Origin of the sequence: Microbacterium phyllosphaerae (assembly GCF_017876435.1) — a bacterium.
Classification (GTDB): domain Bacteria; phylum Actinomycetota; class Actinomycetes; order Actinomycetales; family Microbacteriaceae; genus Microbacterium; species Microbacterium phyllosphaerae.
On sequence record NZ_JAGIOA010000001.1, the window covers coordinates 1,444,566 to 1,463,889 of the forward strand.

Consider the following 19,324-nt stretch of genomic DNA (forward strand, 5'->3'; position numbering starts at 1 on the left):
CTGGGTAGCGTCGAGGCATCACCGTTTCCGGAGTCGACGACGCCTCCGGAACGCGCACTGCAGCGCTCGACAGGAAGGTCACACAATGCACCATGAAGTCATGCGTCGGCGAGGTCTCATCGCCGTCACGGGAGCAGCGCTCGCCGCGCTGGTCCTCTCGGGATGCGTCGCCAGCGAGCGCGGCGACGACGGCGGAGAGGCATCCGGAGATGTCGACGGCACGTTCGTGTTCGCCGCATCGTCGGATCCCGCCAGCCTCGACCCGGCATTCGCCCAGGACGGTGAGAGCTTCCGCGTCTCCCGACAGATGTTCGAGGGACTCGTGGGCACCGAGCCCGGCACGGCCGACCCCGCTCCGCTCCTCGCCGAGTCGTGGGAATCGTCCGAAGACGGCATGAGCCACACCTTCGAGCTGAAGAAGGACGTCACCTTCCACGACGGCACCCCGTTCAACGCCGAGGCCGTGTGCGCGAACTTCGACCGCTGGTACAACTGGACGGGCCTCGCGGCCTCCGAAGCCTTCGGCTACTACTACAACAAGCTCTTCAAGGGCTACAAGGAGAACGCGGCGGATGCCGTGTACAAGTCCTGCACGCCTGACGGCGACCTCTCGGTCACGATCGAGCTGAACAAGCCGTTCGCCGGTTTCGTCGCGTCGCTCTCGCTTCCGTCGTTCTCGATGCAGAGCCCGTCGGCCTTGCAGGAGTTCGGTGCCGATGACGTCAGCGGCTCGGCCGAGGCTCCCGTGCTCTCCGAGTACGCGATGGGTCACCCGGTCGGCACCGGCCCCTACCAGTTCGACGAGTGGGCGCCGGGCGAGCAGGTCACGCTGAAGGCCTACGACGACTACTGGGGCGACGCCGGACAGATCGACGAGATCATCTTCCGCACGATCGACGACCCGACCGCTCGTCGCCAGGCTCTCGAGTCCGGCTCGATCGACGGGTACGACCTCGTCGGACCCGCCGACACCAAGGCGCTCGAGGACGACGGCTTCACCATGGTGTCGCGCCCTCCGTTCACGATCCTCTACCTGGCGTTCAACCAGGCCGTGCCTGAGCTGCAGGACCCGAAGGTCCGCGAAGCGCTCTCGTACGCGGTCGACAAAGACGCGCTGATCAGCCAGGTGCTCCCCGAGGGCACGCAGAAGGCGATCGAGTTCGTTCCCGAGGTCGTCAACGGCTACAACCCCGACGTCACGACCTACGACTACGACCCCGAGAAGGCCAAGGAACTGCTCGCCGAGGCAGGGTACGACGAGTCGAACCCGCTGAAGCTGACCTTCAACTACCCGGTCAACGTCTCCCGTCCGTACATGCCGGACCCCGAGCAGATCTTCACGGTGCTGTCGTCGCAGCTCTCCGAGGTCGGCGTCGAGACCACCCCGGTCTCGGAGGAGTGGGTGGAGTACCTCGACCGCACCACCGGCACGTCCGACCACGGCATCCACCTGCTCGGCTGGACCGGCGACTACAACGACACCGACAACTTCGTCGGCGTCTTCTTCGGCCAGAAGAGCTCGGAGTGGGGCTTCGACAACCCCGAGCTGTTCCAGAAGCTCAACGAAGCGCGCGGCGTCTCGAACCTCGAGGACCAGACCGCGCTCTACGAGGAGATCAACGAGATGGTCGCGCAGTTCATCCCGGGCGTCCCGCTCGCGCACCCGGCGCCCACACTGGCGTTCGACCCGCGTGTGAAGAGCTACCCCGCCAGCCCGGTGAACGACGAGGTCTTCACGGACATCGTCCTCACCAAGTAGGTCTGACCGACTGAGATGCCCACCCGGGTCTCCGCGCTCGTCGCGGGGGCCCGGGACCGGCGTACCTTCTGATCAACGGAGACCTCTTGCTACGTACCATCGGCAGGCGACTGCTTTTCCTCATCCCCACCCTGATCGGCCTCAGCATCCTGCTGTTCGCCTGGGTCAGGGCCCTGCCGGGCGGCCCCGCCGTCGCACTTCTCGGTGAGAAGGCGACTCCGGATGCCATCGCCAGGGTCAACGAGCTCTACGGCTTCAACAAGCCACTCATCGAGCAGTACTTCATCTGGGTCGGACGACTCCTTCAGGGTGACTTCGGAACGTCGATCCAGACGAACCGACCCGTGACGGAGGAGTTCTTCCGGCGCTTCCCCGCGACGATCGAGCTGAGCGTCCTGGCGCTCATCTTCGCGATCGGCGTCGGGATACCGCTCGGATACTGGGCGGCCCGCCGCCACGGCAAGTTCACCGACCACGCCTCCGTGGTCATGAGCCTGATCGGCATCACGATCCCGGTGTTCTTCCTGGCGTTCATCCTGAAGTACGTCTTCGCGGTGCAGCTGGGCTGGCTGCCGTCCGACGGCCGGCAGAACCCGCGAATAGACGCGACGCATCCCACGGGGTTCTACGTGTGGGACGGGATCATCACCGGGGAGTTCGATGCGTCGTGGGACGCGTTGCTGCACCTGGTGCTTCCCGCCCTCGCACTCGGAACGATCCCGCTCGCCATCATCGTCCGCATCACCAGGGCCAGTGTCCTGGAGGTGCAGAACGCCGACTACGTGCGCACCGGTCGAGCCAAGGGCGTCGGATCGTCGACGCTGCGCAACAGGTTCATCCTGCGCAACGCGATGCTGCCCGTCATCACGACGATCGGCCTGCAGACCGGACTCCTGATCTCGGGTGCCGTGCTCACCGAGACCGTCTTCGCGTTCCCCGGGATCGGCTCTTTCCTGGCCCGAGCGATCTTCACCAGGGACTTCCCGGTGCTGCAGGGCTTCATCATCTTCATCGCCATCGCGTACGCGCTGATCAACCTCGCGGTCGACGTGTCGTACAGCTTCATCGATCCGAGAGTGAGGGTGCAGTGATGTCCCGTCTCGGCCTCTGCAAGATCGTTCTCCGAAAAGAGGTGACGTCATGAGCGTCGCACTCCCACCCGCACAGGGCGGCGGGATCATCGACACCGTCGCCATCGCCCAATCCGATCTGAAGGACGGACCGGGAGGCTTCTGGCGAGACGTGTTCCGACGTCTCCGGCGCAACCCCACCGCCTGGATCGGCGCGGGCATCGTGCTCGCCTTCCTTCTGGTGGCGGCACTCGCACCGGTTCTGGCCCCGTACCCCGAGACGGCCCTGCCCGGGGCGAAGTACATCACGCCGACGTACATCCCCGGACCAGGGGAGCTGCCCGGATTCCCGCTCGGCCTCGACCGCTTCGGCGGCGACGTACTCTCCAAGCTCATCTGGGGTGCCCAGGCGTCACTGCTCGTCGGCGTCATCTCGACGGCGCTGGGTCTCGTCGGCGGCATGGTGCTGGGGCTTCTGGCCGGCACCTTCGGCGGCTGGGTCGACACGGTGATCATGCGCATCGTCGACATCATCCTGTCGGTCCCGAACCTGCTGCTGGCCGTCTCGATCGCGGCGATCCTCGGTCAGACGCCGTTCGCGGTGATGATCGCGATCGGTGCCTCGCAGGTGCCGATCTTCGCCCGACTGCTGCGCGCGTCGATGCTGCAGCAGCGATCCAGCGACTACGTGCTGTCGGCCCAGACCCTGGGTCTCGGTCGAGGCCAGATCACGATGTCGCACGTGCTGCCCAACGCCATCGGCCCGGTGATCGTGCAGGGGACACTCACGCTCGCCACCGCCGTCATCGATGCGGCGGCGCTGTCGTTCCTCGGTCTCGGCGGCGGTCGCCCCGAGACGGCCGAGTGGGGGCGCATGCTCACATACGCGCAGGCGGAACTCGCCATCGCACCGTGGTTGGCATTCCTGCCAGGTATCTGCATCGCGGTCACCGCGCTCGGCTTCACCCTGTTCGGTGAAGCGCTGCGCGAGGCCATGGACCCGAGGACGAGAGCACGATGAGCGCTGCGAAAGAGAACCAGGTGCCGAACGCACCGCTGCTGTCGGTCGAGGGCCTCGCCGTCGACTTCGCCACCATGGACGGCGTCGTGCACGCGGTCGAGGGCGTCGACCTCGAGATCGCACCGGGGCAGACCGTCGCGATCGTGGGGGAGTCGGGGTCGGGCAAGTCGACGACCGCGATGGCGATCATCGGCCTGCTCGCCGGCGGCGGGCGCGTGGCTGCCGGCAGCATCCGCCTCGACGGTCGCGAGATCGCCCACGCCCCGGAGAACGAGCTGCGGATGATCCGTGGTCGCGACATCGGGCTCGTGCCGCAGGATCCGATGTCGAACCTCAACCCGGTCGCCAAGATCGGCACTCAGGTGGCCGAGACGCTGCTCGCGCACGGACTCGCCACACGGCAGAACGTGCAGCAGAAGGTCGTCGAGGCCCTCACCGCCGCGGGGCTGCCGGATCCGGAACGCCGCGCGAAGCAGTATCCGCACGAGTTCTCGGGCGGTATGCGCCAACGCGCTCTGATCGCGATCGGTCTGGCGTGCAAGCCGCGTCTGCTGATCGCCGATGAGCCGACGAGCGCGCTCGACGTCACGGTGCAGCAGACGATCCTCGATCAGATCGGTGAGATGACGCGGGAGCTCGGCACCGCCGTGCTGCTCATCACTCACGATCTGGGCCTCGCGGCCGAACGGGCCGAGCGGGTCATCGTGATGCACCGCGGCAAGGTCGTCGAGCAGGGGCCCGCGAAGCAGATCCTCGAGGATCCCCAGCATCCGTACACGCAGTCTCTCGTGCAGGCGGCGCCGTCGGTGGCTGCAGCGCGTCTTCGGCCCGAGGCCTTCCGCGTGGAGGACAGGCAGGCTGCGTCGTCGGATGCCGAGGGGTCTGCGGACGCCGAGGCTCCGGGCACCGCGACCGCCGCCGACAACATCGTCGAGTTCGAGCACCTCACCAAGGTGTATCCGGTGCGCGGGCAGAAGGAGGACTTCGTCGCCGTGAACGACGTGTCTCTCGCGATCCCGCGCGGTGAGACGGTCGCGATCGTGGGTGAGTCGGGGTCGGGCAAGACGACGACGGCGCGGATGCTGCTGAAGATCATCGAGCCGACCAGCGGGCTGATCCGCTACGAGGGCAAGGACGTCGCCTCGCTCACCAAGGCCGAGACGCGCGACTTCCGCCAGAAGGTGCAGCCGATCTTCCAGGATCCGTACTCGAGTCTGAACCCGATGTTCACGATCGAGCGACTGATCGCCGAGCCGCTCGACTTCTACAAGCGGGGGAGCGGTGCCGACCGCCGCAAGCGCGTACGCCAGCTGCTCGACGATGTGGCGCTGCCGCAGTCGATGCTCCGGCGCTACCCGTCGGAGCTCTCCGGCGGTCAGCGCCAGCGCGTCGCGATCGCCCGTGCGCTCGCGCTGTCGCCCGAGCTCATCGTGTGCGACGAACCGGTGTCGGCTCTCGACGTGCTCGTGCAGGACCAGATCCTGAACCTGCTCGGAGACCTGCAGCGCGAGTACGGACTCAGCTACCTGTTCATCTCGCATGACCTGGCTGTGGTGCGCCTCATCAGCGACTACGTGTGCGTGATGAAGGACGGATCGCTCGTGGAGGCGGCCTCGTCGGAGGAGATCTTCACGAACCCACGCGATCCGTACACGCGACGTCTGCTGGCGTCGATCCCCGGGAACGAGCTCAACATCGCCTCCTGAGGCGATCCGGTCGACCTTCTTCGGATGCCAATACCGCAGCATCCGAAGAAGGTCAAGGATCGAGCTTGCCATGTCGCAAGATCGCGCGTATAGTTGGTAGTTGCGCTCGCTTCTCCGTGCCCTCATATGGTGGTCGGCATCTCGTTGAGCAAACGGGCGCACACTCACCTGACGACAAAGGAATCGAGAAGCCCTGCGGGGCTCACGGAGGTTATTCCCTTGGCTGCTGCTCGCAACGCATCCACCACCACCACCACTAAGAACGGACGCGGAGCATCCCGTCTTTCGTTCGCCAAGATCTCCGACACGCTGACGGTCCCTGACCTTCTCGCTCTGCAGACCGAATCCTTCGGCTGGCTCGTCGGCAACGACGACTGGAAGGCTCGCGTCGCAGAGGCCAAGAAGGCCGGCCGCACCGACGTGAACGAGAACAGCGGTCTCGGCGAGATCTTCGAGGAGATCTCTCCGATCGAGGACCTCGGCGAGACGATGCAGCTGTCGTTCACGAACCCGTACCTCGAGCCGGAGAAGTACTCGATCGAGGAGTGCAAGGAGCGCGGCAAGACCTACGCTGCTCCGCTGTACGTCGAGGCCGAGTTCATGAACCACCTCACGGGTGAGATCAAGACCCAGACGGTCTTCATGGGCGACTTCCCGCTTCAGACCGGCAAGGGAACGTTCATCATCAACGGTTCCGAGCGCGTCGTCGTCTCGCAGCTCGTGCGTTCGCCCGGTGTCTACTTCGACAAGACCCCCGACAAGACGTCCGACAAGGACATCGTGTCGGCGCGCGTCATCCCGAGCCGTGGTGCATGGCTCGAGTTCGAGATCGACAAGCGCGACCAGGTCGGCGTCCGCGTCGACCGCAAGCGCAAGCAGTCCGTCACCGTGTTCCTCAAGGCGCTGGGCATGACCAGCGAGGAGATCCTCGCGGAGTTCGCCGGCTACACCTCCATCGAGGAGACGCTCGCGAAGGACACGATCGTCACCAAGGAAGATGCGCTCCGCGACATCTACCGCAAGCTGCGTCCGGGCGAGCAGGTGGCCGCCGAGGCCGCGCGTGCGCTCCTCGACAACTTCTACTTCAACCCGAAGCGCTACGACCTGGCGAAGGTGGGTCGTTACAAGATCAACCACAAGCTGGGCCTCGACGCCCCGCTGACCGACTCCGTCCTCACGGTTCAGGACATCGTCGCGACGATCAAGTACCTCGTCCGCCTGCACGCAGGCACCGAGGAGACCTTCCCCGGCATCCGCTCGGGCAAGAAGGCCGAGATCCGGATCGCGACCGACGACATCGACAACTTCGGCAACCGTCGCATCCGCGCGGTCGGCGAGCTGATCCAGAACCAGGTCCGCACCGGTCTCTCCCGCATGGAGCGCGTCGTCCGCGAGCGCATGACCACGCAGGACATCGAGGCGATCACGCCGCAGACCCTGATCAACGTGCGCCCCGTCGTCGCCGCGATCAAGGAGTTCTTCGGAACGTCGCAGCTGTCGCAGTTCATGGACCAGAACAACCCGCTCGCGGGTCTGACCAACAAGCGTCGTCTCTCGGCCCTCGGACCCGGTGGTCTGAGCCGTGACCGCGCCGGTGTCGAGGTCCGTGACGTCCACCCGTCGCACTACGGCCGCATGTGCCCGATCGAGACGCCTGAAGGCCCGAACATCGGTCTGATCGGTGCTCTCGCGACCTTCGCGCGCATCAACTCGTTCGGTTTCATCGAGACCCCGTACCGCAAGGTCGAGGGTGGCGTCGTCACCGAGCACATCGACTACCTGACCGCTTCCGAAGAGGTCGACTTCAACATCGCGCAGGCCAACGCCCCGCTCGACAAGAACGGTCGCTTCCGCGAGAGCCACGTCCTCGCACGCCCCAAGGGCGGCAGCGGTGAGGTCGACCTCTTCCTCCCGGAGGAGATCGGCTACATCGACGTCTCGCCGCGCCAGATGGTGTCGGTCGCGACCTCGCTCGTGCCGTTCCTCGAGCACGACGACGCACAGCGCGCCCTCATGGGTGCCAACATGCAGCGTCAGGCTGTGCCGCTGCTCCGCAGCGACTCGCCGCTCGTCGGAACCGGTATGGAGGGCTACACCGCCATCGACGCCGGAGACGTGCTCACGGCCGAGAAGCCGGGTGTCGTCTCCGAGGTCTCCGCAGACCGCGTCACGGTCATGCTCGACGAGGGTGGCACGCAGGACTACCACCTGCGCAAGTTCGACCGCTCGAACCAGGGCACGTCCTACAACCAGAAGGTCGTCGTCAACGAGGGCGACCGCGTCGAGGTCGGAGAGGTCATCGCCGATGGCCCCGCCACCGAGAACGGCGAACTGGCACTCGGAAAGAACCTCCTCGTCGCGTTCATGACGTGGGAGGGCTACAACTTCGAGGACGCGATCATCCTGAGCCAGGACCTGGTGAAGGACGACACCCTCTCGTCGATCCACATCGAGGAGTACGAGGTCGACGCCCGCGACACGAAGCTGGGCAAGGAGGAGATCACCCGTGACCTCCCCAACGTCAGCCCCGAGCTGCTCAAGGATCTCGACGAGCGCGGCATCATCCGCATCGGTGCCGAGGTCCGCCCCGGCGACATCCTCGTCGGCAAGGTCACGCCGAAGGGTGAGACCGAGCTGTCGGCTGAGGAGCGTCTGCTCCGCGCGATCTTCAACGAGAAGAGCCGCGAGGTCCGTGACACCTCTCTGAAGGTGCCCCACGGTGAGCAGGGCACGATCATCGCCGTCAAGGAGTTCAACGCCGAAGACGGTGACGACGAGCTCGGCTCCGGCGTCAACCGCCGCGTCGTGGTCTACATCGCCCAGAAGCGCAAGATCACCGAGGGTGACAAGCTCGCCGGTCGTCACGGCAACAAGGGTGTCATCGCGAAGATCCTCCCGATCGAGGACATGCCGTTCCTCGCGGACGGAACGCCGGTCGACATCGTGCTGAACCCGCTGGGTATCCCGGGTCGAATGAACTTCGGTCAGGTGCTCGAGACCCACCTCGGGTGGATCGCGAAGCAGGGTTGGAAGGTCGAGGGAACCCCGGAGTGGGCTACCAAGCTCCCGAAGGATGCCTTCGAAGCCGCCCCCGGCACCAAGGTCGCGACCCCGGTGTTCGACGGAGCGAGCGAGGAGGAGATCGCAGGTCTCCTCGACTCCACCATCCCGACCCGCGACGGCATCCGTCTGATCGACTCCAGCGGAAAGGCCCAGATGTTCGACGGCCGCTCCGGCGAGCCGTTCCCGGCGCCGATCTCGGTGGGCTACATGTACATCCTGAAGCTCCACCACCTGGTCGACGACAAGATCCACGCGCGTTCGACTGGTCCGTACTCGATGATCACCCAGCAGCCGCTCGGTGGTAAGGCGCAGTTCGGTGGCCAGCGATTCGGTGAGATGGAGGTGTGGGCCCTCGAGGCCTACGGTGCCGCTTACGCGCTCCAGGAGCTCCTCACGATCAAGTCCGATGACATCCTCGGCCGCGTCAAGGTGTACGAGGCCATCGTCAAGGGCGAGAACATCCAGGAGCCCGGCATCCCCGAGTCCTTCAAGGTGCTCATGAAGGAGATGCAGTCGCTCTGCCTGAACGTCGAGGTCCTCTCGGCCGACGGCACGCTGGTCAACCTCCGCGACACGGACGACGAGGCCTTCCGCGCTGCGGAAGAGCTCGGCATCAACATCTCCAGCCGCTTCGAGGCCGCCTCGATCGACGAGATCTAAGGTTCAGGCCGCCGCCTGAGCGTGCAGCTCCGGCGGCGGCCCACCTCCCCGATTTCTTCAGAAGAATTCCTACACAGGAGAATTTGTGCTCGAGTCAAACACTTTCGATGAGCTTCGCATCGGCCTGGCCACCGCGGATCACATCCGCGCCTGGTCCTACGGCGAGGTCAAGAAGCCTGAAACCATCAACTACCGCACCCTGAAGCCGGAGAAGGACGGTCTCTTCGGAGAGCAGATCTTCGGCCCGTCCCGCGACTGGGAGTGCGCCTGCGGCAAGTACAAGCGTGTCCGCTTCAAGGGCATCGTCTGCGAGCGCTGCGGCGTCGAGGTCACCAAGTCCTCGGTCCGTCGTGAGCGCATGGGTCACATCGAGCTCGCCGCTCCCGTCACCCACATCTGGTACTTCAAGGGTGTTCCCTCGCGTCTGGGCTACCTGCTCGACATGGCGCCGAAGGACCTCGAGAAGGTCATCTACTTCGCCGCGTACATGGTCATCTCGGTCGACGAGGATGCTCGTCACCGCGACCTGGGCACGCAGGAGAACAACATCCGCCTCGAGCTGAAGACGCTCGGAGACCGCCGCGACGCGAAGATCGCCGAGCGCCTGGCACGCCTGGAGGAGGAGCTCGCTTCCCTCGAGGCAGAGGGCGCCAAGGCCGACGCGAAGAAGAAGGTCAAGGACGCCGGCGAGAAGGAGATGTCGCTCATCCGCAAGGGTGCCGACGAGGCGATCGCCAAGCTCGAGCGCGTGTGGGAAGACTTCCGCACCCTCGAGGTCGGTGCACTGCGCCCCGAGGATGACGTCTTCCACGAGCTGCAGGACCGTTTCGGTCAGTACTTCGAGGCCTACATGGGCGCCGAGTCGATCCAGCGTCGCCTCGCGGCGTTCGACCTGGCCGCCGAGGCGGAGAGCCTGCACCTGCAGATCTCCGAGGGCAAGGGCCAGCGCAAGATCCGTGCGATCAAGCGCCTGAAGGTCGTCAACTCGTTCCTGGAGACCGGCATGAGCCCGGCCGCCATGGTCCTCGACGTCGTTCCGGTCATCCCGCCGGAGCTGCGCCCGATGGTGCAGCTCGACGGTGGCCGCTTCGCGACCTCCGACCTCAACGACCTCTACCGTCGTGTGATCAACCGCAACAACCGTCTTCGTCGTCTGATCGACCTCGGTGCCCCCGAGATCATCGTCAACAACGAGAAGCGGATGCTGCAGGAGGCCGTCGACGCACTGTTCGACAACGGTCGCCGTGGTCGTCCCGTCACCGGTACCGGCAACCGCGCCCTGAAGTCCCTCAGCGACATGCTGAAGGGTAAGCAGGGTCGTTTCCGCCAGAACCTGCTCGGCAAGCGCGTCGACTACTCGGGCCGTTCGGTCATCATCGTCGGCCCGCAGCTGAAGCTGCACCAGTGCGGTCTGCCCAAGCAGATGGCTCTGGAGCTCTTCAAGCCGTTCGTGATCAAGCGCCTGATCGACCTCGGTCACTCGCAGAACATCAAGGCGGCCAAGCGCGCCGTCGAGCGCACCCGTCCCGAGGTCTGGGACGTGCTCGAGGAGATCATCCGCGAGCGTCCCGTGCTGCTCAACCGTGCACCCACGCTGCACCGTCTGGGCATCCAGGCGTTCGAGCCTCAGCTCGTCGAGGGCAAGGCCATCCAGCTGCACCCGCTCGTCTGCGCGGCGTTCAACGCCGACTTCGACGGTGACCAGATGGCCGTCCACCTGCCGCTGTCGGTCGAGGCTCAGGCCGAGGCCCGCGTGCTGATGCTCGCGTCGAACAACATCCTGAAGCCGTCCGACGGACGCCCGGTCACCCTGCCTTCGCAGGACATGATCATCGGTCTGCACCACCTGACCACGGTCAAGGCGGGCGCAGCCGGTGAGGGCCGTGCATTCGGTTCGGTGGGCGAGGCGATCCTGGCCAAGGACGAGGGCACCCTCGACCTGCAGGCCAAGGTCCGCATCCGCATCCCGGGTCTGACGTTCCTCGAGGGCGAAGCGCCCGAGGGCTACGAGCGCCACGGTCTCGTCGACGCGTCGCTCGGACAGGCGATCTTCAACGACACGCTGCCGAAGGGCTACCCGTTCGTCCGCGAGCAGGCTGACAAGAACAAGCTGTCGCAGATCGTCAACAAGCTGGCCGAGGAGTACCCCAAGGTCGAGACGGCTGCGTCGCTGGACCGCATCAAGGACGCCGGCTTCTACTGGGCCACTCGTTCGGGTGTGACCGTCGCGCTGAGCGACATCCTCACGCCGCCGAACAAGGCCGAGATCGTCGCCGGTTACGAGAAGCAGGCCTCGAAGGTCCAGTCTCAGTACGAGAAGGGTCTGACGACCGACACGGAGCGTCGCCAGGAGCTCATCAAGATCTGGACCGAGGCGACCGACGAGGTCCAGGCCGCGATGAAGGCGAACTTCCCCGAGGACAACACCATCAACCGCATGGTGTCGTCGGGCGCCCGTGGTAACTGGCTGCAGATCCGGAACATCGCCGGTATGCGTGGTCTGGTGAACAACCCCAAGGGTGAGATCATCCCGCGTCCGATCATCTCCTCGTACCGCGAGGGTCTGTCGGTGGCGGAGTACTTCATCGCGACGCACGGTACCCGTAAGGGTCTGGCTGACACCGCTCTGCGTACCGCCGACTCGGGTTACCTGACCCGTCGTCTGGTGGATGTCTCGCAGGACGTCATCATCCGCGAAGAGGACTGCGGCACGTCGAAGGGCCTCGAGCTCCCGATCGCCGCTCCGAACTCGCAGGGCGAGCTGGTGCGTGACGCGAACGTCGAGAACTCGGTGTTCGCTCGTACGCTGGCCTCCGACGTGGTCGACAGCAAGGGCGAGGTCCTCGCCTCTGCCGGCGACGACGTGGGTGACGTGCTCATCGACAAGCTGGTCGCCCTGGGCGTCGAGAGCATCAAGGTGCGCTCGGTCCTGACCTGCGACTCCGCCGTCGGTGTCTGCGCGCAGTGCTACGGACGTTCGCTCGCGACGGGTAAGACCGTCGACATCGGCGAGGCCGTCGGCATCATCGCGGCCCAGTCGATCGGTGAGCCCGGTACCCAGCTGACGATGCGTACCTTCCACACCGGTGGTTCGGCTTCGGCCGATGACATCACGCAGGGTCTGCCCCGTGTGCAGGAGCTCTTCGAGGCGCGTACCCCCAAGGCTGCGTCGCCCATCGCAGAGGCCGACGGTCGCATCACGATCGACGAGACCGACAAGGCGAAGAAGCTCATCCTGACGCCCGACAACGGTGACGAAGAGGTGATCTACCCGGTTCTGAAGCGTGCGACGCTTCTGGTCGAGGACGGTCAGCACGTCAGCGTCGGTCAGCCTCTGCTGGTCGGAACGCTCGACCCCAAGGAGGTCATGCGTGTCATGGGTGCCCGCGAGGTGCAGCGTTACCTCGTCGGCGGCGTGCAGGGCGTGTACCGCTCGCAGGGTGTGCCGATCCACGACAAGCACATCGAGGTCATCGTCCGTCAGATGCTCCGCAAGGTCACCGTCGTCGATCACGCCGACACGACCCTGCTCCCGGGTGAGATGGTCGACCTCAAGCGCTACCAGGCGATCAACCGCGAGGCTGTGGCAGAGGGCAAGCGCCCCGCGTCGGGCCGTTCGGAGCTGATGGGTATCACGAAGGCGTCGCTCGCGACGGAGTCGTGGCTGTCGGCCGCCTCCTTCCAGGAGACGACCCGCGTGCTCACCGAGGCTGCGATGCAGGGCAAGCGCGACCCGCTGGTCGGTCTCAAGGAGAACGTCATCATCGGAAAGCTCATCCCCGCCGGAACCGGTCTCTCGAAGTACCGCGACGTCACGGTCGAGGCGACGGAAGAAGCCAAGAGCGAGCGCTACCCGAACCGGATCTTCGCATCCGACGGTGCGTACGCTGACGGCGACTTCGGTTACGTCGACTTCGACGCGTTCTCGACGGACGACATCACGCCGGGTACGTACAACTGACGTACTGAGTGAGTGAGAAGGCCCCGGGTGATTCGCCCGGGGCCTTCTTCGTGCCCGGATGCCGGGGAGGCGGCCGGTCGGCGGTGACTGCGGCGCGTCAGTCGAACAGGTGGGCGATGATGCTCGACGTGTAGCCCTCGGGGGCGAGGTTCGAGTACTGGGAGTCGATCAGCACGTCGTCGCGCCAGAACAGCGTGCGGCCGTCGGTCACGGGGTACTCCGTGTTCTGCCAGGTCTTCTCGCAGCGTGTGCCGTCGTCCGGCGTGAAGCAGGTGAAGCCCTCGTCGGCGACGAGCGCGTTGAGCATGTCGAGGGCGGGACCGCGGTTCATGAGCGAGATGGTCGTGACGAGTCGTGTGGTGTCGGCTGCAGGGTCGGCCCAGATGCAGGTGAGGCTGCCGTCATCGCCGACTCCTGAGGGGCCGAAGGCCGCGTCATTCAGCGGCACTCCGTCGAGCTGCGCGAGGACGTCGTCCGAGAGGATCGCTCGGCAGTCGGTCGGCAGCGTGATCGGCGCCGTCGTGGGAGTGGGGGAGGGCGACGGAGAGGGTTCGGCCGTCGCATCCGCCGTCGAGGTCACGGAAGGGCTGGGCGACGTGCCCTGCCCATCGGCCCCGGAACCGCCGGGACCGCAGGCGGTCAGCAGTGCGATGAGCAAGACGGCCCCAGCGCCGGTGGCGAGTCGCGCGTTCATGCGCTCACCGTAATGGTCGGTAGTACCCGCGCGATAGAGGCAGACCGCGGCGCCGAAGATGTCGTGTGCGCGGTAGTGTCGGCGGAATGAGCGTTGAATCCTCCCGTGCGTCCGGTGCCGTCGTCGTCGGAGACGCGTTGATCGATGAGATCCGTGACGATGCCGGAGTGCGCGAGCTCGTCGGTGGCGCCGCGTTGAACGTGGCCGTCGGGCTTCGACGACTCGGCGTACCGACCACGCTGATCGCGATGGTCGGCGACGATGAGGCGGGCGCGCACATCCGCGAATACCTCGTGGACCATGACGTCCGTCTGATCGCGAGTGAGGCTCCGCTCGGCTCCTCGCGGGCGATCGTGCAGCGAGGAGCCGACGGCGAGCCCGTGTACGTCTTCAATCAGGCGGCGCAGCAGCGCAGCATCCGCTACTCCGCCGAGGCCGCGCGGGCTATGGCCGATGCCGGTCTGGTGGCTGTCAGCTGCTTCCCGTTCGATGTGCCGGCAGAGGTCGACGCTCTCATCGCCGCCGCGGGCGACGCTCGTCTCGCCATCGACCCCAACCCACGCTCAGGCATGCTCAGTGACCGTGAGGAGTTCGTGCGGGGCTTCGAGCGTGCGGCCGCAGGGGCGGCGATCGTCAAGGTGGGCGCAGATGACGCGACCCTGCTGTACGACGGCGACCTCGACGCGCTCCGTGCTCGACTGCGCGGGCTCGGGGTCGGCGCGGTCCTCGCGACAGCAGGTGCTGACGGCGCCGCACTCGAGTCGGATGCCGGTGTCGTCACAGCCCCCATCTCAGCGCTCCCCGGGCGCGTGGTCGACACGGTCGGCGCCGGGGACGCGACGCTCGCAGCCGTGGCGGCGGGGCTCGCTGAAGGCGTGCCGACGGATGCGGAGGGATGGCAGGGCCTGCTCGATCGTGCGATGGATGTGGCCGCGGCGACGTGCCGAGCGGAGGGCGGTCTGCTGCGCACTCCGGAGTCTCTGACGGACGCCGACAGAGGCGTCTTCGGCAGCTGACATCTCGATTTCTCGCGCCTGCCGTTCGCAGGTATGATTATCTATCGTGCCCCCGGTTGGCTGTCGAAGTCGGACGGGTGCGCTCTGGCGAGTTACCCAAGCGGCCAAAGGGATCTGACTGTAAATCAGACTGCATTGCATTCGGGGGTTCGAATCCCTCACTCGCCACCAGAACGAAGGCCTCGATACCCGCGGACACGCGGCGATCGGGGCCTTTCTCGTTGCGGCATCGAGTAGTCGCCCGACTCGATCCGGTGTCGAGTCGCCGACAGCGTCGACGTCTATTTCTAGACGGAGTTCAGATATATCTGGACAGCCGGAATATGCAGGCGCATAATCTGACTCACAGACATGGACCGAGCGAAGGAGCACGCCATGAGCGATCCGAACGAACCTGCGGAACTGTTCGACTCGACATCCGGGCCCACCGGTGCATCGATCACGGATTGGACAGACCTCGGGCGGGAGATGTGGGCGTACCTCACCGGTAGAGGTGCGGCCGTCAACTACACGTTCGACGACATGACCGTCGAGGTTCCCCGCGACATCGGGCCGGATGCGCCGCGCGCGACGTGGAAGTTCAACGGCACACTGCGGGTCACGACCAGTGACAGCGCCTCCGGTGACTCTGGCTCGCGCTGAGGAAGACCCACTCCGATGCTCCGTCTCGATATCGACCTGAATGTGGAGCAGGCTGCCGCTGACGGCGGCCCCCCGACGCGGTTCAGCGTCCGCGCTGCGGGTACGGAGGTCGTCGTGACCTTCGAGTCCAGTCCGGGTCTGGGCGGCATGAGCCGACATGATCTGGCTGAGCTCGGCCCTCTCGCCGACGGACTCGCGCGGCGCGGAATCGCCGTGCGTGTGGAAGGTCCGCGGGGGACTCTCGTCCAGTTCGGCGACGTGAAGCCTGGTCCTGTCGGGCGGGCGATCGTCGGCTCGCCGCACATCAAGCTCGGACATCTCTCGACCCTCCTGTCCGAGGCATCCCACCGCGACGGTGGCGACGGCTTCCGGCTTCCGATGCCGCCGCCCACGCTGTTCCCCCTTGTGCCCACCGTGTCTAGGCGGGTTCGTCGGCGGGTCACGACGACCCACTACCTCCCCGGGTCCGGTCGCCCTCGGTTGATCTTCGCGGTCGGCTCAGGTGACTGGAACTTCAGCAGGCCGCGAGAGTTCGACCTCCTCCCCGGAAGCACCGTCCTCGGGTCCGGACCTGAGGCGGATCTCCGCCTGGAGGGACTGGAAGCGCGTCACGCCGAGATCCGGCACAACGACGATGACGAGTACGTGCTGTACTCGTTCGCCGCGACCGGAGGCGGGCGCCCCAACCTGCCGCACAGCAAGGATGATGCCAGAATCCTTCGGACCGGTTCTCGGATCGAGATCGGAACGTGGCGGCTCGCCTACTACCGCGAGGAGTTCGCCGACCACGGCCGCCCCTTCGGCGGACGCCAGGGCGGCGAGTACGAGTTCCAGAAGCAGCAGCCCGTGCGGCCGTACGGGTCAGGAGAGCTCGGCTGAGTTCTTCGCCGTCTTCCGCGGACGCCGCAGCGATCAGTAGTCGGGATGCAGGCGCAGCCGCGAGGCGATCTGCGCCGCCTGCTCGGCGGGCGTCAGAGCGATGTCGATCTCGATCGACCTCTCGTCGTCTCCGAGCGCTTCGAGCGTCGCGAACTGCGAGTCGAGCAGCGTCGCGGGCATGAAGTGGCCCTGGCGGCGCAGCATCCGATCGAGGATCAGCTCTCGTTCGCCGGCGAAGTGGACGAACGTGACCGCATCGCGGCGCAGCACGTCACGATAGCTGCGCTTCAGGGCCGAGCACGTGACGATGCCGGGTTCGCCGGCCTCGATGCGCTCGTCGATCCACTCGGCGATGCGGTCGAGCCAGGGCCAGCGGTCGTCGTCGTTGAGCGCATGACCCGCCGCCATCTTGGCGACGTTGGCCTCGGGGTGCAGGTCGTCGCCCTCTTCGAAGGCCCAGCCGAGGCGGCCGGCGAGCATCGCGGCGACCGTGGACTTGCCGGTGCTGGCGACGCCCATGAAGACGAGGACGGGAGCGTTGACGGACATCATCATGGCGCGCTCAGACGAAGATGCTCAGGACGAGGACGCCGGCAAGGCCCGTGACGGAGATCAGGCACTCGAGCACCGTCCAGGACTTCAGCGTTTGCGGGATGCTGAGACCGAAGTACTCCTTGATGAGCCAGAACCCCGCGTCGTTGACGTGAGAGAGGAACACGGATCCCGAGCCGATCGCCAGCACGAGCAGCGCGACCATGGGGGAGTCGAGTGTCTCGGTGAGCGGCTGCAGGATGCCGGCGGCGGTGATGGTCGCCACGGTCGCAGATCCTGTGGCGACGCGGATGACCACGGCGACCAGCCAGGCGAGGATCAGGACGGAGACCGACGAGCCCGAGACGAACTGCGCGATCACGTCGCCGATGCCGGTGTCGACCAGCACCTGCTTGAAACCGCCACCGGCGCCGACGATCAGCAGGATGCCGGCGATCGGGCCCAGCGAGGAGCCGACGATGTCGTTGATCTTCGTGCGGTCGAAGCCGGCTCCGCGGCCGAGGATGAAGAATCCGGCGAGCACGGCGATCAGCAGTGCGATGACGGGTGTGCCGAGGAAGTCGAGGGCGACCTTCCAGGGGGCGTCGGATCCGGCGGCCGAGATGTCGGCGACGGCCTTCGCCAGCATGAGGAACACGGGGAGCAGGATGCTGAAGAGCGTGGCGCCGAACGACGGGCGGCGACGCTGGTCGACGCCCTCGTCCTCTTCGGTCACGAACAGTTCAGGAACGGGGACGTCGACCCAGCGGGCCGCGAACCGCGCGAACAGGGGGCCGGAGATGATCACGGCGGGGATCGCGACGATGACGCCGAACGCGAGGGTGAGGCCGAGGTTGGCACCGAGCGCGTCGATGGCGGCGAGCGGTCCTGGGTGCGGCGGGACGAGTCCGTGCATCGCCGAGAGCCCGGCGAGTGTCGGGATCGCGATGCGCATCAGGGGAGCGCCGGAGCGACGCGCGACGAGGATGATGACCGGTACGAGCAGGACGAGACCGACCTCGAAGAACATCGGCAGCCCGATGACGGCGCCGATGAGGCCCATCACCCAGGGGAGGGAGCGTGCGCTGGCCCGGCTGACGAGAGTGTCGACGATGCGGTCGGCTCCGCCCGAATCGGCGAGGAGCTTGCCGTAGATCGCTCCGAGCGCGATCAGGATGCCGACGCCGCCCATGGTCGTGCCGAATCCGGTCGAGAAGCTGGTGACGGAGGCGGCGATGTCCATGCCGGCGATCGCGCCGGTGGCGAGTGCACCGATCGTGAGCGACAGGAACGGATGCAGCTTGACCCACGTGATGAGGACGATGATCACTGCGATGCCGATCACGGCGGCGGTGATGAGCTGGCCCGCGGGGCGGTCGGGTGCTGCGGCGTCGGTGACGGCCGTCATGAGCGCGTCAGCGGCGGGGGTGAAGAGTGCCATGAGCTTCCTTGATCCGGGCGTGGTTTACGACCTTATGCCGTACATAATAAGCACGCATAGCACGTCATGCGCAACATAATCGAAACAAAGGTGTGAGACGTACCGCGTGACGAGGTCGGCGCGGGCATACTCGACATATGACCGTCTCCAGCGCCGGAAGCCCCGTTCACGACTCCCTCGTCGCGGAGCTCGGTCGAGCCATCGTCGACGGCGTGCATGCCCCGGGCTCGCGGATGCTCACGGTCGAACTCGCCCAGGAGCGCGGAGTCTCGCGCTCCGCCGCACGCGAGGCCGTGCGTGTTCTCGAGTCCTTCGGGCTGGTCTGGGTGCGCCGCAAGTCGGGCGTCGAAGTGCGTCCTCGATCGGAATGGAACGTGTACGCGCCGGAGGTGATCGCCTGGACGCTGGCGGGGCCCGGGCGAGACGCGCAGCTCCGCGAGCTCAGCCAGCTGCGTTCGGTGATCGAGCCCCTGGCTGCGAGGCTCGCCGCAGGCACGGCGACCTCCGAGCAGAAGGTCGATCTCGTGTCACTCGTGGTCGCGATGGGGCAGGAGGACCACGACGCCGATCGTGAACGCTACCTCACCGCCGACATCCGCTTCCACCGGTTGCTGCTCGAGTCTTCGGGCAACGGGATGCTCGCCGCTCTCGGTGGCATGGTCGAAGCGGTCCTCCGCGGCAGGACTGCGCACGATCTGATGCCGCATGTGGCGAACCAGAGCGCGGTCCAGTGGCATCGCGATGTCGCGTTCGCGGTGGCGAGCGGTGACGGGGATGCCGCGGCGACCGCGATGCGGAACATCGTCTCGGAGGCGGACGAGGCGATGCAGCGCGCCGCCGAGTAGTCGCGGACCACCGACGCCGGTGACCCGTGGTGTTCA

At 66.3% G+C, this 19,324-nt stretch carries 13 protein-coding genes and 1 tRNA gene; 11 read left to right on the plus strand and 3 right to left on the minus strand.

The features are described from left to right. Positions 1–85 precede the first annotated feature (85 nt). The 6 genes from JOF42_RS06740 to rpoC all read left to right on the plus strand — a co-directional run bounded on the left by JOF42_RS06740 (position 86) and on the right by rpoC (position 13,240). Complete coding sequence (locus JOF42_RS06740; protein WP_210097158.1) at positions 86–1,759, plus strand: ABC transporter substrate-binding protein; 1,674 nt, start codon at positions 86–88, stop codon at positions 1,757–1,759. Positions 1,760–1,845: 86 nt separating this feature from the next. Further along, complete coding sequence (locus JOF42_RS06745) at positions 1,846–2,850, plus strand: ABC transporter permease (RefSeq protein ID WP_210097159.1); 1,005 nt, start codon at positions 1,846–1,848, stop codon at positions 2,848–2,850. A 49-nt stretch (positions 2,851–2,899) separates the two neighbouring features. Then, entirely contained in the window at positions 2,900–3,850 is a 951-nt protein-coding gene (locus tag JOF42_RS06750) for an ABC transporter permease (protein ID WP_210097160.1), read from the plus strand. Next, positions 3,847–5,556 (plus strand): ABC transporter ATP-binding protein, encoded by a 1,710-nt coding sequence (locus JOF42_RS06755; RefSeq protein ID WP_210097161.1) that lies wholly within the window; start codon positions 3,847–3,849, stop codon positions 5,554–5,556. The genes JOF42_RS06750 and JOF42_RS06755 overlap by 4 nt, the downstream gene beginning before the upstream one ends. Positions 5,557–5,775: 219 nt before the next feature. After that, positions 5,776–9,279 carry a DNA-directed RNA polymerase subunit beta gene (rpoB, locus tag JOF42_RS06760; protein ID WP_210097162.1) on the plus strand — a complete coding sequence of 1,168 codons (3,504 nt, stop codon included), beginning with the start codon at positions 5,776–5,778 and terminating at the stop codon, positions 9,277–9,279. Between the two features lie 85 nt (positions 9,280–9,364). After that, positions 9,365–13,240, plus strand: a complete 3,876-nt coding sequence (gene rpoC, locus JOF42_RS06765) for a DNA-directed RNA polymerase subunit beta' (RefSeq protein WP_210097163.1) — start codon at positions 9,365–9,367, stop codon at positions 13,238–13,240. Between the two features lie 97 nt (positions 13,241–13,337). Here the strand turns inward: rpoC and JOF42_RS06770 are convergent, their stop codons facing one another. Then, on the minus strand, positions 13,338–13,934 hold the full coding sequence (locus tag JOF42_RS06770; RefSeq protein WP_210097164.1) for a hypothetical protein: 597 nt from the start codon (positions 13,932–13,934) through the stop codon (positions 13,338–13,340). Between the two features lie 86 nt (positions 13,935–14,020). Here JOF42_RS06770 and JOF42_RS06775 point away from each other — a divergent pair, with 86 nt between their 5' ends. The 4 genes from JOF42_RS06775 (at position 14,021) to JOF42_RS06790 (ending at position 16,471) form a co-directional block, all read left to right on the plus strand. After that, positions 14,021–14,950 (plus strand): PfkB family carbohydrate kinase, encoded by a 930-nt coding sequence (locus JOF42_RS06775; protein ID WP_210097165.1) that lies wholly within the window; start codon positions 14,021–14,023, stop codon positions 14,948–14,950. Positions 14,951–15,036: 86 nt separating this feature from the next. After that, a tRNA-Tyr gene (locus JOF42_RS06780) sits at positions 15,037–15,121 on the plus strand. 204 nt (positions 15,122–15,325) lie between these two features. Beyond that, positions 15,326–15,592, plus strand: coding sequence for a hypothetical protein (locus JOF42_RS06785; RefSeq protein ID WP_210097166.1), 267 nt, complete (start codon positions 15,326–15,328; stop codon positions 15,590–15,592). 15 nt (positions 15,593–15,607) lie between these two features. Continuing rightward, positions 15,608–16,471, plus strand: coding sequence for an FHA domain-containing protein (locus JOF42_RS06790; protein ID WP_210097167.1), 864 nt, complete (start codon positions 15,608–15,610; stop codon positions 16,469–16,471). Between the two features lie 33 nt (positions 16,472–16,504). Here the strand turns inward: JOF42_RS06790 and JOF42_RS06795 are convergent, their stop codons facing one another. Both JOF42_RS06795 and JOF42_RS06800 read right to left on the minus strand, forming a co-directional pair. Beyond that, on the minus strand, positions 16,505–17,026 hold the full coding sequence (locus JOF42_RS06795) for a gluconokinase (protein ID WP_245340740.1): 522 nt from the start codon (positions 17,024–17,026) through the stop codon (positions 16,505–16,507). A gap of 7 nt (positions 17,027–17,033) precedes the next feature. After that, complete coding sequence (locus JOF42_RS06800; RefSeq protein WP_372443546.1) at positions 17,034–18,443, minus strand: GntP family permease; 1,410 nt, start codon at positions 18,441–18,443, stop codon at positions 17,034–17,036. A 137-nt stretch (positions 18,444–18,580) separates the two neighbouring features. Here JOF42_RS06800 and JOF42_RS06805 point away from each other — a divergent pair, with 137 nt between their 5' ends. After that, a complete protein-coding gene (locus JOF42_RS06805; protein ID WP_210097168.1) occupies positions 18,581–19,288 on the plus strand; it encodes a FadR/GntR family transcriptional regulator in 708 nt (235 codons plus the stop codon). Positions 19,289–19,324 lie beyond the last annotated feature (36 nt).